We start from the raw sequence: 25,017 nt of genomic DNA on the forward strand, positions 1-25,017 counted from the left end.
CTCACTCCCCGCCGCGCAGCAGGGAGTTGCCCTCGTGGGTGGCCTCGGGTGGGACGAACTCCAGCTCCAGCCGGCCGCTCATGCCGTAGAACGCGACCGGGTTGCGCCACAGCACCCGGTCGACGTCGTCCTCGGTGAAGCCCTCGGCCAGCATCAGGTCGGCCACCCGGCGGGTCTTCAGCGGGTCGCTGCGGCCCCAGTCGGCGGCCGAGTTCACCAGCACCTTCTCGGGGCCGTAGGCGCGCAGGATGGCCACCATCCGGCGCTCGTCCATCTTGGTGTCGGGGTAGACGGAGAAACCGAGCCAGCAGCCGCTGTCCTTGGCGTCCCGCACGGTCGTCTCGTTGAGGTGGTCGACCAGGACCCGGTCGGCGGGCAGCGCGGAGTCGCGGACGACGTCGAGCGTGCGGCGCAGACCGGCGAGCTTGTCGCGGTGCGGGGTGTGCACCAGAGCGGGCAGGCCGTGGTCCGCGGCGAGCTGGAGCTGGGCGGCGAGGGCCTTGTCCTCGGCCGGGGTCATCGCGTCGTACCCGATCTCGCCCACCGCCACGACCTGGTCCTTGACCAGGTAGCGCGGCAGCTCGTCCAGGACGGGGGCGCAGCGCGGGTCGTTGGCCTCCTTCGGGTTCAGGGCGAGCGTGCAGTGGTGGGCGATGCCGTACTGGGCGGCCCGGAACGGCTCCCAGCCCAGCAGCGAGTCGAAGTAGTCCAGGAACGAGGCGGGGGAGGTGCGGGGCTGGCCCAGCCAGAACGACGGCTCGACCACCGCGCGGACGCCCGCGTCGCGCATGGCCTCGTAGTCGTCGGTGGTCCGGGACGTCATGTGGATGTGCGGGTCGAACAGACGCATCAGGAGGCCTCCTTGCCGGACTCCGCGCGGGCGAGGGCGAGCACGCGGTACAGGCCGTCGGGGACGGGGCGGCCGGCGGCGGTGCGCTCGGCCGCGAAGTCGGTGAGCATCCGGGCGAGTTCGGCGTCGTCGCGGGCCCGCTCGGCGAGACCGGCCACCGCTTCGACGGGGACGCCGGTGAACAGGCACTTCAGTACGGCCTGCCGCCAGCCGTGGGCGTCGAGGTGCCGGGCGGCGTAGGGGCCCACGGCGGCGGCGAGCAGCCGGGTGTCGTTCGTGCGCAGGGCGTCCTCGACGAGGGGGACCGCGTCGGGGCCGGGGACGAGGTGGGGAAGGGCGAGCAGCACGGCCCGGCGTTCGGCGGCGGTGCCCTGCCGGTAGACGCGGGTGAGGGCGGCGAGGTCGGCGCGGGCCGTGTGCAGGATCAGGACACGGGCGGCGTCGGCGTGCCGGCTGCCGCAGCGCCGGCCGGCCTCGGCCAGCCGCAGCTCCCAGGCGGAGATCGGGCCGTGCCCGCCCGGGTGGTCGGCGGCCTCGGCCAGTGCTCCTCGCAGCCAGGCGCGCGCGGGCGGGTCGAGGTGCGCGTCGAGATGCTCGCGCAGCGCGTCGGGCGAGGGCGCCGCGGCGGCGGTCGAACGGGTCACGGAGTACTCCCTTCGGGCACGGTGCCGCTGCCTCCGGGTACGGCGGCCGGGGTACGGGCGGTGGCTCGGCGGAGGAACGGCAGGGAGGTGGCGGCGTGGTGGGGGCCGGCGTGGGAGTGGCGGGGCAGCTCCACGACCGTCAGGCCCCGGTAACCGGTGGCCGCGAGCGCCGCGAGGACGGGTGGGAAGTCGATCTCGCCCTCGCCGAACGGGAGGTGGTCGTGCACGCCCCGCCGCATGTCCTCGATCTGCACGTGCCGCAGCCAGGGCGCGGCGGCGCGTACGCAGTCGGCGGGCGGCAGCGGCTCCAGGCACTGGCAGTGGCCGATGTCGAGGGTGAGGCCGAGCGCGGGCGGATCGCCGAGGAGGCGGCGCAGGTGGTGGAAGTCGGCGAGGGTCGCGAGGAGGTGGCCGGGTTCGGGCTCGACGGCGACGGGAACGCCGGCGGACTCGGCGGCGTCGAGGACGGGGGAGAGGGAGGCGGCGAGCCGGTCCCACGCCGGGGCCGGGCCGGGATCGGTCGGCGGAACGATTCCGCTGAAGCAGTGCACGGCCGTGGCACCGAGGTCGGCGGCCACCCGCACCGCCCGCAGCAGCAGGTCCACGCGGCGGGCGCGGGCCTCGGGTTCGGGGTCGAGCAGCGAGGGACCGTGTTTGCGCCGCGGATCGAGGACATACCGCGCGCCGGTCTCCACGGCCACGTCGAGCCCCAGCCCGGCCAGGCGCCGGGCCACCCGCCGGGTACGGCCGGCGAGACCGGGGGCGAGCGGGTCGAGGTGCATGTGGTCGAGCGTCAGCCCGACACCGTCGTACCCGAGGTCGGCGAGCAGGGCGAGGGCGTCGTCCAGCCGGAGATCGGCGAGACCGTTGGTGCCGTAGCCGAAGCGCGGAGGGTTCACGCGGGGCTCCCTTCCCTGACGGGCGCCTCCACGCGACACGCCCCTTCCTGACCGAGCGGGCCGGGGGTGGCGGTGGGGACGGCGGTGGTTCCGGCTGCGGGCGTGTCGCGGGTCGAGGGGACGGCCGGTGGGCTGAGGGGTGCCGTCACCGGGGCGGTGGTGTGGGCTCGGGCGTGGGTGGTGGGCGTGTTGCCGGTCGAGCGGGTGGCTGGTGGGCCGGCGGATGCCGGGGTTGGGGCGGCGGCGTCGGTTCGGTTGCGGGCGTCGGCGACCGCGCGGGTGGGCGGGCCGGGAGTCGCCGTGGCCGGGGTGGTGACGGCGTCGTCGTACTGGCGGGTGCGGGGGAGGTTCATGTCACGCTCACCCTTCTCGCCGCACGGGCGGCCAGTGGGCCGAGGGCCGCTGTGATCAGGGCGGTCGCACCGGATCCGGCGCGCGCGGCGAGGGCGGCCTGGAGGGGGATGGTGGCGCGGATGCCGGCGCCGACCGCGCGCTGGGTGAGCGAGGGCGACGGGTTGAGGGACGCGTGGAGGTAGGGGCGGGCCGTGGTCCGGGCGTAGCCGAGGGCGAGCGCGGTGGTGAGCGGGCGGTCGGGGAGCAGCCGGGTCACGGCACCGGTGGCGGCCAGCGCGGCGAGCGGGGCGAGCGGAGAGCCGCCGCGGGTCTCCTGGCGGGAGACGGCCGTGACCGCGAGCGTGTGGGTGCCGAGCAGGGCCGCCGACGACAGGGCCGGCCGGACGCGCCCGGCACCGGCGGCGGCGCCGAGCAGCAGGTCCAGGGCGCGGGCGGCGGCCATCGCGGCGGGGCCGGCCGGGGTCCGCTTGAGCAGGAGGTCGTACGACCACACCGTGGCCGCGAGCGGGGTGGCCACCGCCAGCGCCGGGCGCCCCGCGCGGGCGGCCAGGGCGAGCCCGGCGGCCGTCAGGGCACAGGCCGCGGTGAGGGCGGCGGCGGGCCGGATCCTGCCGGACGGCAGGGGCCGGTGCGGGCGCTCCACGGCGTCCTCGGCGCGGTCGGCCCAGTCGTTCAACGCCATCCCGGCCTCGTACAGGCACACCGACGCACCGATGGCGAGCAGGCTTCCGCGACCCGGCCGGGCGCCCACGGCCGCCGCTCCCGCGAGCGCGTCCCCGGGAACGGTGAACAGGGCCGGCAGCCGCAGCAGTTCGGCCCACGCCCGCACCCGACCGCCGGCCCGCGAGCGACCGGAGGAGTACGGCACCCGGCTGCGCGACCTGCTCGGCGCCGGTTCGCCGGGTCCGTGGGGCGTGTGGCCGTGGGGCGTGCTCGGTGCGGGTCGGCCGGGCTCGTGCGGGGCGTGGCTGCAGGTGTCGCTCGGTGTCGTGCTCACTCGGCGTCTCCCAGTTCGTGGGCGAAGCGCAGGAGCGCGGTGTACTGGTCGGCCAGGGCCGCCGGGGCGGTGCCCATCGGGTCCTTGAAGTAGAAGGACAGGGCGGTGAGCGGGCCGGTGCGGCCGGTCTCGTGGGCGCGGGCCGTCAGCCGGGCCAGGTCCAGGACGAGGGGTGCCGCCAGGGCCGAGTCGCAGCCCTGCCAGATGGTCTGCAGGACCATGCGGGTGCCGAGGAAGCCGTCGAAGGCGATGTGGTCCCACGCGGTCTTCCAGTCGCCGAGCGCCGGTACGTCGTCGATGTGGACCTCGCCCTCGGGGACCGTGCCGAGGGTGTCGGCGAGGACGCGCTCCTTGCCGGCGTTCTTGGCCGCCGCGGCGGCCGGGTCGGCGAGGGCGGCGCCGTCCCCGCCGCCGAGGAGATTGGTCCCGGACCAGGCCCGTACGTCCAGCGCCCGCTGGGCGAACATCGGTCCGAGGGCGGAACGCAGCAGCGTCTGCCCGGTCTTGCCGTCGCGGCCGGCGTACGGCAGCCCGCTGGAGGCCGCGGGGCCGGCGAGCGCGGGGTGGTGCAGCCCGGTCGAGGGGGTGAAGTTGACGTACGGGCAGCCGGCGCGCAGGGCGGCCGCCGCGTAGAGGGAGCTGGGCGGGAGGTCCGTACCGGTCGCGGCCGGTTCCGTGGAGGCGACGTTCACCACGACCGCGCGGGCCAGACCGTGCCGTCGGACGAAGCCGCGCAGGTCCCCGGTGAAGGCGGCGATCAGTTCCTCGGCGGTGCGGGTGTCGCCGGGGAGGGGTCCGCCGGTCCTGATCTCCCGGTCCGCGGCGGCCAGTTCGGCGGCGACGGCGGTGGGCAGGCCGGGCGGCAGGACCCCGCCGGCGGCGAGTTGCTCGGCGCGCTTGGGCAGCGGGCAGTCCGTGGTGTCATGGCCGCCGAAGACCAGGGACGACAACGCGGGCAGGCCGCTGCCGGCGAACGCCGGGCCCTCGGTGACCAGGCCCGTCGGCCGGTGCAGGCCCGCCGCCAGCGCGGCGCAGCCCGCGACCACGCTGGTGGCGACGGAGCCGCGGGCCCCGATCAGCCAGACGCCGACACGCGGGGAACGGGCGGGGGGCGCGGACATGGGCAGCCTCCTTGTCGAGCGCGGACACCGGGAGCGGTGGGGGATGACGCCGTACGTGGGGGGGTTGGGGCGTGCGGAGGTGGTGACGGCGGGCGGGAGTCCGGCGTCTCCCGCCCGCCGCCGTTCAGTGGCCCTTGGCGGGCAGTTCCCTGATCCGGATGTCGCGGAAGGACACCTCGTCACCGGCTCCGTGGTTCTGGATGCCGATGTGTCCGTCGGTGAGGCTCCGGGCCGGATCGGTGTTGGTGAAATCGTTGATCTTCACGCCGTTGAGCCAGATGCGGAGGCGTTCGCCCTCGACCCGGATCTCGTACGTGTTCCACTCCCCCGGCGGGTTCAGCGCACGGTCGCGCTTCTTCAGGTCGGCGGAGCGGAAGCCGTAGACGGACCCGGTGGTCTTCTCCGGGACGTCGGTGGCGTCGATCTGGATCTCGTAGCCGTTGTCCACGGCCGACCACGGGTCGTCCGAGGGCGGGAAGCCCACGAACACGCCCGAGTTGTCGTCGCCGGACATCTTCCAGTCGAGCTTCAGGGAGTACGACCCGAAGCTCCGGCCGGCGTACCAGAGCAGGCCCATCCCGCCGGACGAGGTGAGCGTGCCGTCGTCGGACAGGGTGAAGGAGCCGGGGCCCGCCTGTCGCCACCCGTCCAGCGAGTCACCGTCGAACAGGCTGGTGTATCCGCTCTCCGGCCGGCAGTCGGCCTGGACGGCGCCGATCGCGTACCGGATCCCGCCCAGCAGGTGCCGGCGGAACTCCGGGTCGGCGTACGACTCCTTGGTGTGGCCGCCGCCGGTGTAGAAGGCCCGGCCGCCCTGGTACTCCTGGCACCAGGCGATCGGATGGTCGCCGTTCATGGTACCGCCGGTGTACGACGACTCGTCGAGCGAGGCGAGGACGTGGGCCCGGTCCCGGGGGTTGGAGCGGTAGTTGTACCACTCGTCGGTCCGGTTCCAGGTCCGCGCCAGCCCCGAGGTCGCCGGGTGGGCGCGGTCCTCGACCCGCACGGTGGCCGGCTGGATCGCCGGGTGCGACTGGAAGTACGCGCCGACGAGGCCGCCGTAGAACGCCCAGTCGTACTCGGTGTCGGCCGCCGCGTGGACGCCGACGTAGCCGCCGCCGCGGTGGACGTAGTCCTCGAACGCCGCCTGCTGGGCGCCGTCGAGGACGTCCCCGGTGGTCGACAGGAACACCACGGCGTCGTAGCGCCGCAGGGTGGACGGGGTGAACGCGCCCGCGTCCTCGGTGGCGTCGACCGTGAAGCCGCCGCTCTCGCCGAGCTGCCGTACCGCGGCGACGCCCTCGGGGATCGAGTCGTGCCGGAAGCCGGCCGTCTTGGAGAAGACCAGCACTCGCTTGGTGCCGGCCGTGCCGTCCGTGCCGTGCGACGCGGCCGGTGCCGCGGCGCAGCCGAGGAGCAGCGCGGCCGTCGCGACGGCGGTCACTGTGCGCATGTGCCGCTCCTCTCAGCCGGTGGTGAAGGTGAAGTCGTCGACGTCGAACAGGGCTCCGCTGCCGCCCTTGAACACCAGGTAGAGGGTGGTGGTGCCGCGCGGGGCGCGCGACAGGTCGGCCTGGACGTCCTGGAAGGTCTCCCAGCCGCCGGTCACCGGCACGGTCGCCTTGCCGAGCAGGGTGCCGCTCGCCGAGCCGGCCCGGACCTCCAGGGTGCCGCCCGCGCCGCCGGAGGAGACGCGCGCGGTGATCTTCTTGGCGTTCTCCAGGACGTACGGCGTGAAGGAGATCCAGTCGCCGTTGTCGATGTCACCGACGGTCTTGCCGCCGTGCGCCGTGTCCTTGGCGATCACCGAGACGCCGGAGCTGTTGCCGAAGTGCTCGGCCTGGCGGTGGCGGGGCTGCAGCACGCTCTGGTCGTGCGAGGTGAGCGCGGCCTGGCCACCGCCGCCGTTGTCGGTGTACTCGGCGTTCAGGACACCGAAGATGTTGGCGTCCTCGTCGTGGCCGCCGTCGGCGCTGGTCTGGATGGTGCCGGAGCAGCCGGTGGCGGAGGTGAGCGGATGGCCGTGGGTGTCGTGGCCGAGGACGAAGGTGACCTTGACCTTGGAGCAGTCGATCCGGCGGCCGTCCTCGGGGTCGGTGACCTTCACCGTGAAGGGGACGGCGTCACCGAAGCTGAACAGCTGCCCGTCCTTCGGGGTCTGGAGCACCACGGTGGGCGCGGTGTTGCCGACGACGATCTGCACGCTGGCGCCGCCGGTGCGGCCCGAGGGGTCCTTCGCGGTCACGGTCGCCGTGTAGGTGCCGTTCTTGCGGTACGTGTGCGCGGGGTTCGCGTCGGTCGACCGCGTCCCGTCGCCGAAGTCCCAGCTGTAGGTGAGCGCGTCGCCGTCCTGGTCGCTCGTGCCCGCCGAGGAGAACTGGACCTTCAGCGGTGCCTGGCCGGAGGTGCGGCTCGCCGCGGCCCGGGCGACGGGCGAGTGGCCGTCGGTGGCGTTCTCGATGCGGTACAGCGCCGAGTTCTCGTCGCCGCCGAACCAGGAGACGCCGTAGTCGAGGACGTACAGCGCGCCGTCGGGCCCGAACGCCATGTCCATCACCTGGGTGCCGGTCCAGGGCACGTCGTTGATGGACTGCACGGTGCCGTCCGCGTCGCTGCTGATGCGCTTGATCCAGCGGCGGCCGAACTCACCGGCGAAGAAGTCGCCGTCGTAGGCCTCGGGGAACTTGACCGGCGAGTCGAGCGTGGGGTCGTAGTGGTACACCGGGCCGCCCATCGGGGACTCGGAGCCGTCGCCGAACTCGGGCACGGAGGGTCCGTTGTACGGGATCCAGGCGGGCTGGGCCGGCGGCAGGTCGGTCAGGCCGGTGTTGTGCGGGGAGGTGTTCTTCGGGGCCGAGCAGTCGAAGGAGGCGCCGGAGGTCTTGGTCGCGAAATCGTAGTCGACGTAGGCGTCGTTGGCGCCGGTGCAGTACGGCCAGCCGAAGTTGCCCGGCTTGGTCACCCGGGCGAACTCGACCTGTCCGGCCGGGCCGCGCTTGGGGTCGGCCGCGCCGGCGTCGGGGCCGTAGTCGCCGACGTAGAGGATGCCGGTCTCCTTGTCGACGCTGAACCGGAACGGGTTGCGGAAGCCCATCGCGTAGATCTCGGGCCGGGTCTTGTCCGTACCGGGCGGGAAGAGGTTGCCGTCGGGGATGGAGTAGGAGCCGTCGGCGTTGACCTTGATGCGCAGGATCTTGCCGCGCAGGTCGTTGGTGTTGCCGGCGGTGCGCTGGGCGTCGAAGCCGGGGTTGCGGTCCGCGCGCTCGTCGATCGGGGTGTAGCCGTCCGACTGGAACGGGTTGGTGTCGTCGCCCGTCGACAGGTAGAGGTTGCCGGCCGCGTCGAAGTCGATGTCACCGCCGACGTGGCAGCACAGGCCGCGAGTGGTGGGCACGTCCAGGATCTTCTTCTCGCTGGCCGTGTCCAGGGTGCCGTCGGTGTTGAGCACGAAGCGGGAGAGACGGTTGACGCCGTCGAAGGGGGCGAAGTCGGCGGCCGTGCCGGTCTCGGGCGCGTCACCCGCCGGGGTGTTCAGCGGGGGCGCGTAGTAGAGGTAGATGAACCGGTTCGTCGCGAAGCCGGGGTCGACGCCGACGCCTTGCAGGCCCTCCTCGTCGTGGGAGTACACGGTGAGCTTGCCGGCGATCTTGGTGTTGCCGGCCGCGTCCGTCAGACGCAGCTCGCCGTCGCGGGAGGTGTGCAGGACCGAGCGGTCCGGGAGGACGGCGAGCGACATCGGCTCCCCGGTCTCCGCCTCGCCCTTGGCGAGGGTGACCTGCTGGAAGTCCTCGGCCGCCGCGGCCGGGTCCTGGTCGGCGACGGCTGCGCCGGCCTGGGGAGAGGTGAGGGTGAGGGTGGCGCCCGCGAGGAGGGCGCCGCCGAACAGGGCGAGCGCCTTGCGCAGGCGTGGTCTGCGGGTTCCGATGCGGGTGGTGCGGTCGTTCCCGTGCACGAAAGGCCTCCAGAGTGGGGCTGGTTGTACGGGGCGGGTGGGTACGCCGGGACGCGCCGTCGTCCCGGAGTGGTGAACCGACCGGAGTGAACGGTCAGTTGGAGAACGCCGCGTCGAACGAGGCCGACGGCGGCTCGAAGTCGTAGGTCTTCAGGCGGGCCAGCGCCTCGGGTGCGCCCTGGAGCCGGTCCATGCCGGCGTCCTCCCACTCCACGGAGACGGGTCCGCCGTAGTCGATGAAGCGCAGCATCCGGAAGACGTCCTCCCAGGGCACGTCACCGTGTCCGGCGGAGACGAAGTCCCAGCCGCGGCGGGGGTCCCCCCAGGGCAGGTGGGAGCCGAGGCGCCCGTTGCGGCCGTCGAGCCGCTTGCGGGCCTCCTTGCAGTCCACGTGGTAGATCCGGTCGCGGAAGTCCCACAGGAAGCCGACCGGGTCGAGGTCCTGCCACACGAAGTGGGAGGGGTCGAAGTTCAGCCCGAAGGCGGGGCGGTGGCCGACCGCCTCCAGGGCGCGGTGGGTGGTCCAGTAGTCGTAGGCGATCTCGCTGGGGTGGACCTCGTGCGCGAACCGTACGCCCTCCGCGTCGAAGACGTCGAGGATCGGGTTCCAGCGGTCGGCGAAGTCCTCGTAGCCGCGCTCGATCATCGACTCGGGCGCGGGCGGGAACATGGCGACCAGGTGCCAGATCGCCGACCCGGTGAAGCCGATGACGGTGTCGACGCCGAAGGCCGCCGCGGCACGGGCGGTGTCCTTCATCCGGTCGGCTGCGCGCCGCCGTACGCCCTCCGGGTCGCCGTCGGCCCAGACCGCGTCCGGCAGGATGGCCCGGTGCCGCTCGTCGATGATGGCGTCGCAGACCGCCTGGCCGACGAGGTGGTTGGAGATCGCCCAGCACTTCAGGCCGTAGGAGTCGAGGAGCTGGTGCCGGGACTTCACGTACCCGGGGTCGGCGAGGGCCTTGTCGACCTCGAAGTGGTCGCCCCAGCAGGCGAGTTCGAGGCCGTCGTAGCCGAAGTCCCGGGCGAGCCGGCAGACCTCCTCCAGGGGCAGGTCGGCCCACTGGCCGGTGAACAGCGTAAACGGGCGCGGCATGGGGGCGGCCTCCTTCAGCCCGCGACGGGCGTGTAGACGGAGTTCTTCTCGGCGCTCTCCTCCACCGCGGCCAGGACGCGCTGCACCTGGAGTCCGTCGGCGAAGGAGGGGTCGGGGCGGGTGCCCGCGGCGATGGCGTGGACCAGGTCGCGGGCCTGGTGGACGAAGGTGTGCTCATAGCCGAGGCCGTGGCCCGGCGGCCACCAGGCGTCCAGGTAGGGGTGCTCGGGCTCGGTGACGAGGACGCGGCGGAAGCCCGCCTCCGCGCCGGGTCCGGTGGCGTCGTGGAACCACAGCTCGTTCAGCCGCTCCAGGTCGAAGGCGAGCGAACCGCGCTCCCCGTTGAGCTCGATGCGCAGGGCGTTCTTGCGGCCGGTGGCGTACCGGGTGGCCTCGAAGGCGGCGAGGGCACCGGAGGCGAACCGGCCGGTGAACACGGCGGCGTCGTCCACGGTCACCGTGCCGGTGCTCACGCCGGGGGCGCCCGTCGCGGACCCCGCCGCCAGACCGCGGCTCGGGCCGCCGGGCAGCGGGCGCTCCCGGACGAAGGTCTCCGTGAGCGCCGACACCCCGGCCAGCGGCTCGCCCGCCAGGTACTGGGCGAGGTCCACGATGTGCGCGCCCAGGTCCCCGAGCGCACCGGAACCGGCGTGCTCCCTGCGCAGCCGCCAGGTCAGCGGGAAGGCGGGGTCGGCCAGCCAGTCCTGGAGGTACGTGACCCGGACGTGCCGCAGGGTGCCGAGCCGGCCGTCGGCGATCATCCGGCGCGCGAGCGCGGTCGCGGGCACCCGGCGGTAGTTGAAGCCGACCATCGCCACCTGCCCGCGCCCGTACGCCTCTTCGGCGGCGCGCGTCATGGCCTCCGCCTCGGCGACGGTGTTCGCGAGGGGCTTCTCGCACAGCACGTGCTTGCCGGCGGCGAGCGCGGCGACGGCGATCTCGGCGTGGCTGTCACCGGGGGTGCAGATGTCCACGAGGTCGATGTCGTCCCGGGCGATCAGCGCGCGCCAGTCGGTCTCCACGGCGGCCCAGCCGTGCCGCTCGGCCGCCGCCCGGGCGGCGGCGCCGTCCCGTCCGCAGAGCACGGCCAGCACCGGCCTGCGGGGCAGCTCGAAGACGTGGCCCACGGTACGCCAGCCCTGGGAGTGGGCGGCGCCCATGAAGGCGTAACCGACCATGCCGACGCGCAGCGGTGGTCTCCCGGCTCCGGGTGCCGCGTCCGGTGCGGCCCCGGGTGCCGTCTCCGGTGCGGCCTCGGGGCCGGCTGACTGCTGCGGCTGTTCCATGCGCTCGTCCTCCTCGTCGTCGGGGCGCGTTCGTCGTGGCGCGGTGGGGGGTGCGGGCGGGCCGGCTCAGCGGAAGCCGGTGGGCATGTACCGGTCGACGTTGGTCTTGTCGACCACGGCCGAGTAGAGGGTGAGGGACGCCGGGATCTCGAACTCGGCGAGACCGCCGATGCCCTTGCCCTGGCCCAGGGCGCGGGCCAGGTCGATGGCGGAGGCCGCCATGGTGGGCGGGTACAGGACGGTCGCCTTGAGCACGCCGTCGTCCTGCTTGATGGCCTGGAACGCGGAGAGGGCGCCCGCGCCGCCGACCATCAGGAAGTCGTCCCGCCCGGCCTGCTGGATGGCGCGCAGCGCGCCCACGCCCTGGTCGTCGTCGTGGTTCCACAGGGCGTCGAACTTCCGCTGCGCCTGGAGCAGTTGGGCCATCTTGGCCTGGCCGGACTCGACGGTGAACTCGGCCGCCTGCCGGGCCACCTTCTTGATGTTCGGGTAGTTCTTCAAGGCGTCGTCGAAGCCCTGGGTGCGCTGCTTGGTCAGCTCCAGGTTGTCCAGGCCGGCGAGTTCGACGACCCGGGCGTCCGGCTTGTCCTTGAGCTTCTCGCCGATGTAGTGCCCGGCGTTGAGGCCCATGCCGTAGTTGTCGCCGCCGATCCAGCAGCGGTAGGCCTGCGCCGAGTCGAAGATGCGGTCCAGGTTGACGACCGGGATGCCGGCGCGCATCGCCTTGAGGCCGACCTGGGTGAGGGCCTTGCCGTCGGCGGGCAGCACGACCAGGACGTCGACCTTCTTGTTGATCAGGGTCTCGATCTGGCCGATCTGCTGGGCGGTGTCGTTGGAGCCCTCGGTGATCTCCAGGGTGACGTCGGAGTACTTCTTCGCCCGGTTCTTGGCGTTGTCGTTGATGGCGTTCAGCCAGCCGTGGTCGGCCTGCGGTCCGGCGAAGCCGATGGTGACGTGCTTGCCGGGCTTGTCGTCGGCGGCCGGCTGCTCGTTCGCGGCCGTCTTCTCTTCCTTCGTCTCATTGCTCGTGCAACCTGCGAGGAAGGCACCGGCGGAGACGGCGGCGGTCCCGAAGAGCAGTCCTCTGCGGCTCGTCAGCTGTGACATGGTGGTGAACCCTTTCCTCAGGTCGTGCTCGCGGTACGGCGCTGGACCAGGACGGCGGCGACGATGATCGCGCCCTTGGCGATCTGCTGGACGTCGCTCTGGAGGTTGTTCAGGGCGAAGATGTTCGTGATCGTCGTGAAGATCAGCACGCCGAGCACGGAGCCGGTGACGGTGCCGCGACCCCCGCTGAGCAGGGTGCCGCCGATGATGGCGGCCGCGATGGCGTCGAGTTCGTACAGGTTGCCGTTGGTGTTCTGGCCGGAGCCCGAGAGCACGATCAGCAGGAAGGCGGCGATGCCGCAGCACAGCCCGGACAGCAGGTACAGGTAGAGCCGCTGGCGGCGGACGTCGATGCCGGCGAGCCGGGCGGCCTCGGCGTTGCCGCCGACGGCGACCGTGCGCCTGCCGAAGGTGGTGCGGTTGAGCAGCAGCCAGCCGAGAATCGTCACGATCGCGAACACCAGGACCAACGGCGGGACGCCGAGCACATAGGAGTCGCGCTCACCGAGGTTCAGGATGCCGTCGACGGTCACGATCTGCGTCTTGCCGTCGGTGAGCTGCAGGGCGAGTCCGCGCGCCGACGCCAGCATGGCGAGGGTGGCGATGAACGGGACCATCCCGCCGTACGCGATGAGCAGGCCGTTGACGAGCCCGCAGCCGAGGCCGACGACCACCGCCGTGAAGAGGATCCCCGCGAAGCCGTACTCCTGCGTGGCCACCGTGGTCGCCCACACGGAGGCGAGGGCGACGATGGCGCCGACCGACAGGTCGATGCCGCCCGAGGTGATGACGAAGGTCATGCCGACGGTGACCACGCCGATCACCGACGCCTGGGTCAGCACCAGTTGGAGGTTGCGGGTATCGAGGAACTCGTCGGGCTTGGTGACGCCGCCGATGACGACCAGCGCGGCGAGCACCCCGAGCAGGGAGAGGGTACGGAGGTCGGCGCGGGCCGGCAGGCCGCGCCAGACGGGGAGCCGGGCCGGCGGTGTCGGGCCGGCGGTGTCCCGGGGCGGGGAGACGTGCTGCGTCATGACGCCGGGCTTCCTTCCATGACGAGGTCGAGGACTCGGTGTTCATCCAGCTCCTGGGCGGGCGCCGTGTGCACGACACGGCCCTCGCGGAGCACCAGTACGCGGTCGGCGAGGCCCAGCACCTCGGGCACCTCGCTGGAGACCAGCAGGACGGCGAGGCCCTCGTCCGCCAGCCGGCGCACCACCGCGTACAGTTCGGCGCGGGCGCCGACGTCGACGCCGCGGGTGGGCTCGTCCAGCAGCAGCACCCGGCAGCCGCGCAGCAGCCAGCGGGCGAGCACGGCCTTCTGCTGGTTGCCGCCGGACAGGGTGCGCACGGGCACGTCCGGGTTGTCGGGGCGCAGCGACAGCTCCCGGGTCGCGGCCCGGGCGGCGCCGCGCTCGCCGCGCCGGTCGATCCAGCCGCCCCGGGAGAAGCGGGACAGGGACGACACCGACACGTTCCGCGTGACGGACTCCAGCATCAGCAGGGCCTGCGCCTTGCGCTCCTCGGGCGCGAGCCCTATCCCGGCGCGTACGGCGGCACGGACGCTCCCGGTGCGCAACCGGCGGCCGTCGACGACGACATGGCCCGCGGTGGGCCGGCGCGCCCCGTAGACGGTCTCCAGGATCTCCGAGCGCCCGGAGCCGACCAGTCCGGCGAGCCCGACGATCTCACCCGGGCGCAGATCGAGGTCGAGCGGCGCGAACTCACCGTCCCGGGCGAGGCCCCGCACCTGGAGGACGGGCTCGGCCCGAGGCGTCCGGGCGGGCCGCTCGGGGAAGACGTACTCCACGTTGCGGCCCGTCATCAGGGCGACGACGTCCCGGGTCGGGGTGGTCTTCGCGGGCAGCCCGCCGGCGACGGCCCGGCCGTCCTTGAGCACGGTCACCCGGTCTCCGATGCGCCGGATCTCCTCCAGCCGGTGCGAGATGTAGACGACGGCGACCCCGTCGGCGGTGAGATCGCCGACGATCCGGAAGAGGTTGTCGACCTCGTCGGGGTCGAGCGCGGCGGACGGCTCGTCCATCACGATGAGCCGTACGTCGTGGGAGAGGGCCCGCGCCATCGACACGATCTGCTGCTGCGCCGCCGACAACTCCCCGACCGGGCGGGCGGGATCGATCTCTGGATGCCCGAGCCGCTTCAGCAGCGCCGCCGTCGCGGCACGGGCGGCCTTCCCGCGGACGACGAACCCGGCGGCCGTCGGCTCGTGGCCGAGGTGGACGTTCTCCGCCACCGACAGGTGCTCCACCAGGTCGAGTTCCTGGTAGATGGTGGCGATGCCCAGGCGCATGGCGGCGATCGGGGAGCGCAGGGTGACCGGCTCCCCGCGCCAGCGGATGCTGCCGCCGTCCGGCTGGTGGGCACCGGCCAGCACCTTGATGAGCGTGGACTTCCCGGCGCCGTTCTGGCCGAGCAGACAGTGCACCTCCCCGGCCTGGACGTCGAGGTCGACGCCGTCCAGAGCGCGGACTCCGGGGAACGACTTGGTGATTCCGGACATGCTGAGCAGCGGTGGTTCTGGAGCCATGTGAGTCCCCTCGGCGGACGTGCGGACCGGTGTCAGGGCGTAGCGGGGCGAGCGCCCTGCGGCCAGGGAGCGGCGTTACACGAGTAAGCGGGGTGGTGCGGGAAAGGTCGCTGATGCGGACGGGGGCGCGTGGGCGGACGGAACGGTGGTCGCTTGCGCGGGCGGAACGGTGACGGCTTCCACGGCAGGGCGGTGGTCGCTTGCGCGGGTGCAACGGGTGTGGGCTTGCGCGGGTGGAACGGTGGTCGCCGCTTGCGCGACGGGGCGGTGGTCGCTTGCGCGGGTGGGACGGGTGTGGGCTTGCGCCGGCGGACGGGGGTTCGCTTGCGCGGGCGGGGCGGGCGGTTCGCTTGTGCGGGTGGAACGGGTTCGCTGTGCGGGCGGTGCGTCTACGCGGGTGAGAAGAGGTGGTCGCTGATCAGCCGGGCGGCGCCGATGACACCGGCGCTCGGTCCCAACTCCCCGAGGACGATGGGCAGGTTGCCGGTGGCCAGCGGCAGTGACTGGCGGTAGACCTGGGTGCGGATCGCGGCGAGCAGGGTGTGGCCGAGGCCGGTCACCCCGCCGCCGATCACCACCAGGCCCGGGTTGAAGAAGGACACGAGTCCGGCGATGACCTGGCCGACCCGGGTGCCGCCCTCACGGATCAGTTCGAGCGCGGTGGCGTCACCCGCGGCGGCAGCGGCGGCGACGTCCACGGCGGTCAGGGTGCCGTTCGCCTCCAGCCGGGCCGCGAGTTCGGCGGACAGGCCCTGCCCGGCCGCCTGCATCGCGTCCCGGGCCAGGGCCGCGCCGCTGAAGTGGGCCTCCAGGCAGCCCCGGTTGCCGCAGGCACAGGGCCGGCCGTCGGGCACCGCCTGGATGTGGCCGATGTCGCCGGCGCTCCCGGTGGTGCCCCGGTGCACCCGGCCGCCCGCGACGATGCCGCAGCCGATCCCGGTGCCGATCTTGACGCAGAGGAAGTCGGCCGTGGTACGGGCGACTCCCGCGTGCTGCTCTCCCATCGCCATGAGGTTCACGTCGTTGTCGACCATGACCGGGCAGCCGAGTTCCTGGCTGAGCGCCTCCCGGACGGGGAAGCCGTCCCAGCCGGGCATGATCGGCGGAGCGACCGGTACGCCCTCGGGGAAGCGGACCGGTCCGGGGACGCCGATGCCGGCGCCGTCGAAGCCCTCGGCGAGTCCTGCGGCCTTCAACTTCCCGGCCAGGTCCAGGACTTGCTCGAAGACCGCGACCGGTCCCTCGCGCACGTCCATGGGCTGGTTGAGATGGCCGAGGATCTCCAGTTCCGGGGTGGTGACGGCGACATCGACCGAAGTCGCGCCGATGTCGACACCGAGGAACCTGAGGTCCGGATTGAGCCGGACGTTGTGGGAGCGCCGGCCGCCGCGCGAGGCGGCGAGTCCGTCGGCCACCACCAGGCCCGTCTCCAGGAGCCGGTCCACCTCCACGGCCAGCTTGGACCGGGACAGGTCGACCTGGTCGCCGAGCTGGGCCCGGGAGTTGGGACCCCCGTCACGCAGGAGCTTCAGCAGGCGGGCCTGGTGCGCGTTAGCCGGTCGAGCCGTCATGCGTCTCACGTGCCCCTCCCCGCCATTTTCGGCCACCAGTGTCGGGCTTTCGACAGGGAACGTAGCAGTGGCCGCCGAGCCTGGGAAGAAGTTGTGCATGGATTCCTGTGAACTTCTTCCACTGAGAGGACAAAGATCCGAGCCGGTCACGGCTCGCGCGGTGCGTCAGGGGAGGGGCGTCGACCGGTCAGGCGTACTGCGGGGGCCTCTCGCTCCGCACGCTCAACTGAGCTGTGTCTCCCAGGCGTTGACGTCCCGGAGCCGGATGTCCGGCAAGTGTCCGGCAAGCGCCGGTGACGCGGGCCGGCCGAGCTCCGGCGGTCACGCCAGGAGGCTCATCAGGCTCCGGGCTTCATCGCGGGCGGCGGTCACCGCCGACTCGTTCAGCCCGCACAGCCGTAGGCACGAGGACGCGATGGCCTCCGTGTCGGCCGCCTCCGGCTCACGGGAGCGGCGTATCTGGATGACGACCTCGACCAGCTGGATCAGCAGTTCGCCGAGCTGCTCGGCGGTCAGGCCGCGGGCGACGCCCCCGCTCGCGGCCAGCGCGCCGAGGGCGCCGTAACTCGCCTGCAAGCGGCCCCGCTCGGCGCGGAAGGCGTCGAACCGCTCGGCCCGCACCTCCGGCAGCAGGTAGAGCGTGCCGATGTTGTACGGGGTGCGGGAGAGGGTGTGTACGTCCATGGCGGCCACCGCGTAGAGCGCGGCGGCCGGACGAGCCCGCTCGGGCACCAGCTCCCGGACGCGGTCCACCATGTGGAGGCTGGGCCGCACCGAGGTGGCCAGCAGCTCGGCGAGGATCTCCTCCTTGGTGGGGAAGTGGTAGTACAGCGAGGCCTGCCTGATGCCCACCCGCTCGGCGATCATCCGGGTGCTGGTGCCGGCGATCCCCCGTTCGACGAAGAGGGCCCCGGCGGCGTCCAGGATCTGGTCCCGGGCGGACGTGCCCGGGTCGGACGGCGGTGTGTGCCGGGGCCTGCCTTGGCGGGGACGCGTCATGCTCATGGGTCCCATGCTGCCACCCCTCGTCCCCTCGTCCCCTCGCCCGCCCTCACCCGGACGCCAGGTACGCCCGCCAGCCGCCGAAGCGTGTGATGTCGGGCGCGCCCTCGACGGCGTACGGCTCCACCAGGAAACCGCTGACCCGCCGCCCGTCGGCGAGTTCGACGGTGCCGACGGCCATCGGCGCGGGAACGCCCGCGACGAACACCCCGAACCCGCCGGCCGACAGCCGCCAGACCTCACCTTCGACACCGGATCCGGCGGGGTTGCCCACTCCGGCAGGGTTGCCGGCTCCGGCGGGGGCGCCGACTTCGGCGAGGGCGGGGGCTTCGGCGAGGGCGCCGGCTTCGGTTGGGCTGACCGGTTTGGCAGGGGCGCCGGCTTCGACGGGGACGTTGGCGTCGGCAGGGTCGTCGGCTTCGGCACGGTTGCTCGCTCGCGCGGGGTTGGTTGCCGCCGCGAAGTCGCCCACCCCCGCAGGCTGGCTCGCTCCCGAACCGGCCACTCCCGCAAGGCCGCCCGCTCCCGAGTCCCCGCCCACCCCCGCAGGTTGGCTCGCTCCCGAACCGCCCACTCCCGAAGGACCCCTCGCTCCCGCGGCACCGCCCGCCCCCGCACCCCGGTCCGTCCCCGCGTCACCACCCGGTCCGCTCCCGGTGGTCCGGCGTAGGCCCGGTCCGCTCCCGGTGGTTCGGAGCAGGCCCGGTTTGGGTGGGGTGGTGTTCAGGGCGTACAGGCGGTAGTCGGGGGTGGTGCGTGCCGGGCCCAGTAGGGTGCCGCCCGCCTGGACGAGCTGGGCGTTGAGCGGTTGCCCGGTGAGGTGGGCGCCGACCACGAACAGGTCGAGGGGCGGGGCGGCCAGCCGTTCGGCCAGGGCGGCCAGGGCGCGGTCGGAGAAGGCCGGACCGGTGAGCATCACACCGAAGGGCAGGCCGTCCACGAACCCGGCCGGGACGGCGAGCGAGGCGCAGTCCAGCAGGTTGGCGAAGTTGGTGAAGCGGCCCATCCGGGCGTTGGCACCGACGGGGTCGGCCGCCACTTCCGCGAGGGTGGGGTGCCAGGTGGTGGTCGGGGTCAGGAGCGCCGCGCAGCCGTCGAGCGCGGCGCGTCCGGCAGCGGCCAGCGCGGCGAGCCGGGCGGTGTCCGCGGCCCAGTCGGCGGCGGTCTTGTCCCGGCCGGCCAGCACGATGGAGGCCACGGTGGCGTCCAGTCCCGTACCGATCAGGTCGCGGTGTTCTTCCACGTGCCGGCCCACGGCGGCGTACCGCTCGGCGACGAAGGCCCCGCCGTACAGCAGGTCCGCGGCCTCCAGCAGCGGGGTGACGTCGGCCCGGACGATCTCCGCGCCGGTGCCGGCCAGGCGGGCGACCACGGCGTCGAAGGCCGCGCGCCAGCCGTCGGCCATGCCGTCCAGGTGCTCCGGGGCCGGTACGGCGATCCGGGGGCGCGCGGGCGGCGGCGGGAGCTGGGTGCCGGTGCGGGAGAGCGGGTCGGCCGGGTCGGGGCCCTCGACGATCTCCGCCGCGGTACGGGCGAGCCACAGGTCGCGGGCGAAGACGGTGACGCAGTCGAGGGTGTAGCAGGCGGGGACCACCCCGGTCACGGGCACCAGGCCCTTGGTGGGCTTGACCCCGACGATGCCGTTGAGGGCGGCGGGCACCCGCCCGGAGCCGGCCGTGTCGGTGCCGAGCGCGATGTCGGCGATGCCGAGGGCGACCGCGACGGCCGAACCGGAGGACGACCCACCCGAGATGCGGGCCGGGTCCCAGGCGTTGCGCACCGCGCCGTAGGGGCTGCGGGTGCCGACCAGGCCGGTGGCGAACTGGTCCAGGTTCGTCTTCCCGAGCACCACCGCGCCGGCCGCGCGCAGCCGCGCCACCGCGGGCGCGTCGGCGCGCGGCCGGTAGGCGTACGACGGGGCGCCCGCGGTCGTGGGCAGGCCGGCCACGTCGATGTTGTCCTTGACGGCCACGACCAGTCCGGCCAGGGGCAGCGCCGGATCGATGCCGGCGGCCTCGGCGAGCACCTCGTCACGGGGGCGCAGGTGGATCCAGATCTCGGGCCGGTCGGCGCCGCGCAGACGGTCGTAGGCGGCCTCGACGCGGGCGACCCGCGGGCCGGCGCTCATGCCCGTACCGCCGCGAGCACCTGGCCGGGGGCGACCTGCTCACCGGGCTTGACGTAGATCTCCAGCAGGGTCCCGGCGGTGGGGGCGCTCACCTTGGACTCCATCTTCATCGCCTCCAGGGAGAGGATCGGGTCGCCCTCGGCGACGGCGGCGCCGGGCTCGGCGACGGTCTGCCAGACGGTCGCGGTGAACGGCGCGGTGACCGGCACCGCACCGTCCGGGACGGTGACGCCACCCGGACCGGCGCCGGTGACCGCCGCCTGGGCAGCGTCGTCCCGGTCGAACTCGCCCGCCGCCCGCCAGCGTTGCTTCTCCGCTTCGAACGCGGCGTTCTGCCGATCGCGGAAGGCGGCGATCGAGTCGGCGTTGGCGGCCAGGAAGGCCTGGTGCTCGGCGATCGAGAAGGTGCCCTCCTCGGTCGCGAAGTCACCACGGCCGGCGTCCGTCTCGGCGCGCAGTTCGAGCAGTTCCTCCGCCGTGACGGGGTACCACTCGATGCGGTCGAAGAAGCGCAGCGCCCAGGGCGAGTCCCGGAACAGACCGCCGGTGCGGAAGCGGTTCCAGATCTGCACGGTGCGGCCGACGAACTGGTAGCCGCCGGGGCCCTCCATGCCGTAGACGCACAGGTAGGCGCCGCCGATGCCGACGGAGTTCTCCGCGGTCCAGGTGCGGGCCGGGTTGTACTTGGTGGTCACCAGGCGGTGGCGCGGGTCGAGGGGGGTGGCGACGGGCGCGCCGAGGTAGACGTCGCCGAGGCCGAGCACCAGGTAGGAGGCGTCGAAGACGGTGCGGTAGACGTCGTCGGCGGTCTCCAGGCCGTTGACCCGGCGGATGAACTCGATGTTCCAGGGGCACCACGGGGCGTCGTCGCGCACCCCGGCCATGTACCGCTCGATCGCCAGACGGGTCGCCGGATCGTCCCAGCTGAGCGGCAGGCGCACGGTGCGGGAGGGCACCACCAGCTCGTCGGTGGGCGGCACCTCGTCCTCCAGCTCGCGCAGCAGAACGGCGAGGTCACGGGGTTTCAGCCGGCGGGCGTCGGTGTGGATCTGCAGGGAGCGGATGCCCGGGGTGACGTCGAGGATGCCGGCGGGCGCGTGCGCGGCGAGGGTCTCCTGGAGCGCGTGCACCCGCATCCGCAGACCGAGGTCGAGCGTCATGGGACCGTACTCGACCAGGAGGTTGGCGTCGCCGTCCCGGCGGTAGGTGACGCCGGGGCGGGTGTCGGTGGCGGCCAGGCGGCCGAGCACGCCGTCGTCACCGTCGCCGCCGCCGCTGATCGGCGTGGGGAAGGCGCGGCGGGCTTCCAGGCCGGCCGTCTCGGCCTCCCGGACCGGTACGAAGCGGACGGTGTCGCCGGGGCGGAGCTGGCCCAGCTTCCACAGCTCGCCGCCCGCGACCACGGCGGGGCAGACGAACCCGCCCAGCGACGGCCCGTCCGGGCCCAGGATGATCGGGGTGTCACCGGTGAAGTCGAGGGCTCCCACCGCGTACGGCGTGTCGTGGATGTTGGACGGGTGCAGCCCGGCCTCGCCGCCGTCCTGACGGGCCCACCGGGGCCGGGGCCCGAGCAGGCGGATGCCGGTGCGGGCCGAGTTGTGGTGGACCGTGTAGTCGGTGGCGTAGAGGGTGTCGATGTCCTCGCGGGTGAAGAACTCGGGTGCCGCGTGCGGGCCTTCGGTGACAGCGATCCGCCAGTGCGAGGTGAGGGCGGGGCGGCGCTCGGGCGGGGTGGGGCCGCCGCCGGTGGGGATCGTGCCGGTGCCGGCGTCGGCGGTCGGGGTGTCGGCCTTCGGCCGCAGGACGTCTCCGGCGACGAGGGCCCGGCCGCCGTGGCCGCCGATGCCGCCGAGGGTGAAGGTGGAGGCGCTGCCCAGATACGCGGGTACGTCGATGCCGCCCCGGACGGCCAGGTAACTGCGCAGGCCGGGCCCCTGGCAGGCGCCGAGGACCAGCGTGGCGCCGGCCGGGACCGGCACCGGCTCCCACAGGGCCGCCGTGGCGCCGTCCACGGTGACCGGGACGGGGGCGCCGGTGACGGCGATCACGGTGGCGTCGGAGAAGCGCAGGGTCAGCCCGCCCGCGGTGACCTCCAGCGCGGGCGCCCCGGCCGCGTTGCCGACGGCCAGGTTGGCCTCGGCGAAGGAGACGGCGTCGAAGGGGCCGCTCGGGGGAACGCCCACGTGCCAGTGGCCGAGCCGGCCGGGCAGGTCCTGGACGGTCGTCATCGCGCCCGGCACCAGCACGTCGATGCGCGGCTCGGGATCGGTCGCGGTGTCGAGGGTGCCGGTGCTGTGCACGGCCGCGCGCACCTCCTCCCGCACGGTCAGCGAGCGCAGCAGGCCCAGGTTGGTGACGACACCGTCGACCTTGCAGGCGGCCAGCGCCCGGCCCAGCACGTCGAAGGCGGCGTCCCGGCCGGGGCCGTGGGCGATCACCTTGGCCAGCATGGGGTCGTAGTGGGGGGAGACCTCCAGGCCGGTCTCGGCGAAGCCGTCGACGCGGACGCCGGGCATCTCCTCGGCGCCCTGGCCGGGGAACACCGCCCGGGTGATCAGGCCCGGGGACGGCTGTGAGTCCCGGCCGGGGTCCTCGGCGTAGACGCGTGCCTCCACGGCGTGCCCGGTGGGCGTCCACTCCCGCTCGAACACCACGTCGTCGACCGCGCCGTCCCGGGCCAGGGTGAGCATGAGGGCGACGAGGTCGACCCCGTACGCCTCCTCGGTCACCGGGTGTTCGACCTGGAGCCGGGTGTTGACCTCCAGGAAGGCGGCCTCCTCGCGCACCGGGTCGTAGACGAACTCCACCGTCCCCGCGCCCCGGTAGCCGACCGACGCCAGCAGCCGCCGCGACGAGTCGTGCAGCAGCGCGCGGACGGCGGCGGGCAGGGCCGGGGCCGGGGCCTCCTCGATCACCTTCTGGTTGCGGCGCTGCAGCGAGCAGTCCCGGTCGCCGATGACGGCGATCCGGCCGGTGCCGTCACCGAAGACCTGCACCTCGACATGGCGGGCGGGGCGCACCAGGCGTTCCAGGAAGACGCCGGCCGACCCGAAGTGGGACTCGGCGAGGGCCGCGACGCCGGCGAAGGCCTCGCGCACCTCGCCCGCGGTGGCGCAGGCCCGCATGCCGATGCCGCCGCCACCGCCGGTGGCCTTGACCATCACGGGCAGCCCGATCGACTCGGCGGCGGTGACGGCTTCCCCGGCGCTCGCGAGCAGTTCCGTCCCGGCCAGCAGGGGGACCCCGGCCGCCTTGGCCAGGGCGCGGGCGGTGTGCTTCTCGCCGAAGGCGGTGATCTGGTCGGCGGTCGGTCCGGCGAACCGCAGACCGGCCTCCTCCACGGCACGCGCGAAGGCGGAGTTCTCGGAGAGGAAGCCGTAGCCCGGGTGGATGATTCCGGTGCCGTGCGCGAGCGCGGCCTCGATGATCGCGTCGCCGCGCAGGTACGAGTCCCGGGCGGGCGCCGGGCCCAGGCGGACCGCGTGATCGGCCTCGCGCACGTGCGGGGCGGCCCGGTCGGCGTCGGAGAAGACGGCGACGGTGCCCAGGCCCAGCTTCCTGGCGGTACGGATGACGCGGCGGGCTATCTCACCGCGGTTGGCGACGAGTACGGCGGTGGGGCGGGTCACGCGGCGTCCTCCGGGGTGCGGGCGGGCTGCGCGGACCGTGCGGCGTCCGCGCCGGGGCTGTGCGTGGCGCGGGCGTCCGGGCCTGCGGCGGCCCGCCCCCGCCCCGGGTCCACGACGATCATGCGCAGGGGCGTCGGGTTGAAGTCGTTGCACGGGTTGTTCATCTGCGGGCAGTTGGACACCACGACCAGGACGTCCATCTCGGCGCGCACCGCGACCCGGCGGCCGGGCGCCGACATGCCGTCCACGATCCCCAGCGCGCCGTCCGCCTCGACGGGCACGTTCATGAACCAGTTGAGGTTGGAGACGATGTCCCGCACGCCCAGGCCGTGCCGGCCGGCCTCGGCGAGGAAGTTCTCGCGGCAGCCGTGCTGGAACATCACATGGTGGCCGTAGCGCAGGGTGTTGGACTCCTTGCCGCAGGCGCCGCCGATGGTGTCCTGCCGGCCGAGTTCGTCGGCGACGACGGTCATCAGCGGGCGGCCCTCCCCGCTGCGCAGCACGGTGCCGGTGCGCACATAGGCGTTGCCCTGCCAGGCCAGGGTGTCGGGGACGCTGTAGCGCTCCTCGGGATCGCGGGCGTTGTAGAGCAGGCAGTCGGCCGACTGGTTGCCGCCGACGTCGACGATCGTCAGGACGTGTCCCTTCGCCACCACCGCCGACCAGGGCGCGTTGGGGGCCACCTCCTCGTCCAGCACGACGGCGCCTTCGGCGAGGCTCGCTCCCCGGTCCAGGACGGAACCCTCCGCGTACACGGCGCCGACGGGGACGGTGGAGGCGACGGTGCCACCCGCGACGGTCGGCCGGATGGTCGGTGTGCTCTCGGTCCGCGTGGTCGCCATGTCACAGCCCCCTGGCTTCGCAGTAGTCGGCGGTGTTCAGGTACGCCCGGTGCAGTTCCGGCGTGGCGGTGAAGCGCGGCTCGTCCGGGCCGGTCGGCAGCCCTCGCCAGGCGTGCACCCGCAGCGGCCCGACGACGTAACCGGGGCGCGGGTCCAGCGGATGGGCGACGTTCGCGACCAGCACCAACAGCGGCATCTCCGCGACGAGTTCGACATGCGTGCCGGGACCGGCGCCGCCCCGCCAGGCGAGCGCGCCGTCCGCCTCGACACGTACGCCCTGGAAGAAGGACACGCCGGGCGGCAGATCGCGGCGGCCCAGGCCGTGCTTGGCGGCCGCCTTCAGGAAGAGCCCGCGCCCGGAGGGGGACGGTCCCTCGGGGCGGGCGTCACCGTACTTGCGCTCGTTCCAGGCGTCGGTGGTGGTACCGCAGAAGGCGTCGTGCCGGCCGGAGGAGTCGGCGCTGATCACGGCCAGGACCCGGCCGTCACCGGACAGCAACGGATGGTTCTCGCCCAGGTAGGCCTGCCACGGGACCTTCTGGGTGTCGGCGACGTTGAGCCGCTCGACCGGTTCCAGCGCGTTGAAGAGCAGCAGGTGGGCGCAGGCGTCACCGGTCGGGTCGTCGAAGCGCAGCCGGGTGCCGCGGGCGAGGACCTTGTGGGTGTATCCGCCGGGGGCCACCGTCTCCGCCCACACCAGGGCGGCCGGGTCCACCCCCGGCGGGCGGTACGGGCTGCCGGACGCCGGGAGGTACGGCATCCACGCCCCGGCCCGCCCGGCCTGGGCGCGGGCGTCGTCCCGGGCACTGCGGACACTGTCGGTCAGGTGCTGGTCCCGCACCCGGGCACCGGCCTGTTCGCCGGAGTGCCGGTCGTGCGGCGCGCGGGCCGTCGATCCTTCGGTCCTGGTCATGATGTCCCGCCGTCCTCTCGTCGCTGTGTCGGTACGTGGTGGGTGCGCGGTCGGGCGCCGGGGGAGGGCGCCGCGGGAACC

General features: G+C 73.8%; 19 protein-coding genes. All 19 read right to left on the reverse strand.

All coding sequences use genetic code 11. The annotated features are described in order from the left end of the window. Nucleotide 1: 1 nt before the first annotated feature. Nucleotides 2-850, reverse strand: coding sequence for a TatD family hydrolase (locus ACH4LD_RS34525; protein WP_398058068.1), 849 nt, complete (start codon nucleotides 848-850; stop codon nucleotides 2-4). Then, complete coding sequence (locus ACH4LD_RS34530; RefSeq protein WP_398058069.1) at nucleotides 850-1,494, reverse strand: EboA domain-containing protein; 645 nt, start codon at nucleotides 1,492-1,494, stop codon at nucleotides 850-852. Before ACH4LD_RS34530 ends, ACH4LD_RS34525 begins: the two co-directional genes overlap by 1 nt. Continuing rightward, nucleotides 1,491-2,393, reverse strand: coding sequence for a sugar phosphate isomerase/epimerase family protein (locus ACH4LD_RS34535; RefSeq protein ID WP_398058070.1), 903 nt, complete (start codon nucleotides 2,391-2,393; stop codon nucleotides 1,491-1,493). Before ACH4LD_RS34535 ends, ACH4LD_RS34530 begins: the two co-directional genes overlap by 4 nt. Then, nucleotides 2,390-2,746 carry a hypothetical protein gene (locus tag ACH4LD_RS34540; protein ID WP_398058071.1) on the reverse strand — a complete coding sequence of 119 codons (357 nt, stop codon included), beginning with the start codon at nucleotides 2,744-2,746 and terminating at the stop codon, nucleotides 2,390-2,392. Before ACH4LD_RS34540 ends, ACH4LD_RS34535 begins: the two co-directional genes overlap by 4 nt. Then, nucleotides 2,743-3,615 (reverse strand): SCO3242 family prenyltransferase, encoded by an 873-nt coding sequence (locus ACH4LD_RS34545; protein ID WP_398058092.1) that lies wholly within the window; start codon nucleotides 3,613-3,615, stop codon nucleotides 2,743-2,745. Before ACH4LD_RS34545 ends, ACH4LD_RS34540 begins: the two co-directional genes overlap by 4 nt. A 125-nt stretch (nucleotides 3,616-3,740) precedes the next feature. Beyond that, nucleotides 3,741-4,865, reverse strand: coding sequence for an inositol-3-phosphate synthase (locus tag ACH4LD_RS34550; protein ID WP_398058072.1), 1,125 nt, complete (start codon nucleotides 4,863-4,865; stop codon nucleotides 3,741-3,743). 124 nt (nucleotides 4,866-4,989) lie between these two features. Continuing rightward, entirely contained in the window at nucleotides 4,990-6,318 is a 1,329-nt protein-coding gene (locus ACH4LD_RS34555; RefSeq protein ID WP_398058073.1) for a ThuA domain-containing protein, read from the reverse strand. A 12-nt stretch (nucleotides 6,319-6,330) separates the two neighbouring features. Beyond that, nucleotides 6,331-8,817 (reverse strand): PQQ-dependent sugar dehydrogenase, encoded by a 2,487-nt coding sequence (locus ACH4LD_RS34560; RefSeq protein ID WP_398058074.1) that lies wholly within the window; start codon nucleotides 8,815-8,817, stop codon nucleotides 6,331-6,333. Between the two features lie 94 nt (nucleotides 8,818-8,911). Continuing rightward, nucleotides 8,912-9,910: a sugar phosphate isomerase/epimerase family protein gene (locus tag ACH4LD_RS34565; RefSeq protein ID WP_132787735.1), complete on the reverse strand. Its 999-nt coding sequence runs from the start codon at nucleotides 9,908-9,910 to the stop codon at nucleotides 8,912-8,914. Nucleotides 9,911-9,924: 14 nt separating this feature from the next. After that, nucleotides 9,925-11,196: a Gfo/Idh/MocA family protein gene (locus tag ACH4LD_RS34570; protein WP_398058075.1), complete on the reverse strand. Its 1,272-nt coding sequence runs from the start codon at nucleotides 11,194-11,196 to the stop codon at nucleotides 9,925-9,927. Nucleotides 11,197-11,262: 66 nt separating this feature from the next. Next, nucleotides 11,263-12,303, reverse strand: coding sequence for a substrate-binding domain-containing protein (locus tag ACH4LD_RS34575; protein ID WP_398058076.1), 1,041 nt, complete (start codon nucleotides 12,301-12,303; stop codon nucleotides 11,263-11,265). Between the two features lie 17 nt (nucleotides 12,304-12,320). After that, nucleotides 12,321-13,337 (reverse strand): ABC transporter permease, encoded by a 1,017-nt coding sequence (locus ACH4LD_RS34580; protein WP_398058077.1) that lies wholly within the window; start codon nucleotides 13,335-13,337, stop codon nucleotides 12,321-12,323. Beyond that, nucleotides 13,334-14,851: a sugar ABC transporter ATP-binding protein gene (locus ACH4LD_RS34585; protein WP_398058078.1), complete on the reverse strand. Its 1,518-nt coding sequence runs from the start codon at nucleotides 14,849-14,851 to the stop codon at nucleotides 13,334-13,336. Before ACH4LD_RS34585 ends, ACH4LD_RS34580 begins: the two co-directional genes overlap by 4 nt. Nucleotides 14,852-15,240: 389 nt before the next feature. Continuing rightward, nucleotides 15,241-16,422, reverse strand: coding sequence for an ROK family protein (locus tag ACH4LD_RS34590; RefSeq protein WP_398058079.1), 1,182 nt, complete (start codon nucleotides 16,420-16,422; stop codon nucleotides 15,241-15,243). 321 nt (nucleotides 16,423-16,743) lie between these two features. Further along, nucleotides 16,744-17,427: a TetR/AcrR family transcriptional regulator gene (locus ACH4LD_RS34595; RefSeq protein ID WP_398058080.1), complete on the reverse strand. Its 684-nt coding sequence runs from the start codon at nucleotides 17,425-17,427 to the stop codon at nucleotides 16,744-16,746. Between the two features lie 46 nt (nucleotides 17,428-17,473). Further along, a complete protein-coding gene (locus ACH4LD_RS34600) occupies nucleotides 17,474-19,552 on the reverse strand; it encodes an allophanate hydrolase (protein ID WP_398058081.1) in 2,079 nt (692 codons plus the stop codon). Next, on the reverse strand, nucleotides 19,549-23,181 hold the full coding sequence (gene uca / locus ACH4LD_RS34605; RefSeq protein WP_398058082.1) for an urea carboxylase: 3,633 nt from the start codon (nucleotides 23,179-23,181) through the stop codon (nucleotides 19,549-19,551). The genes ACH4LD_RS34600 and uca overlap by 4 nt, the downstream gene beginning before the upstream one ends. Beyond that, a complete protein-coding gene (locus ACH4LD_RS34610) occupies nucleotides 23,178-24,023 on the reverse strand; it encodes an urea amidolyase associated protein UAAP2 (RefSeq protein WP_398058083.1) in 846 nt (281 codons plus the stop codon). Before ACH4LD_RS34610 ends, uca begins: the two co-directional genes overlap by 4 nt. A 1-nt stretch (nucleotide 24,024) precedes the next feature. Next, nucleotides 24,025-24,936: an urea amidolyase associated protein UAAP1 gene (locus ACH4LD_RS34615; RefSeq protein ID WP_398058084.1), complete on the reverse strand. Its 912-nt coding sequence runs from the start codon at nucleotides 24,934-24,936 to the stop codon at nucleotides 24,025-24,027. Nucleotides 24,937-25,017 lie beyond the last annotated feature (81 nt).

The sequence above is a fragment of the Streptomyces sp. NPDC017676 genome, assembly GCF_044329325.1.
Taxonomy (GTDB): Bacteria; Actinomycetota; Actinomycetes; order Streptomycetales; family Streptomycetaceae; genus Streptomyces.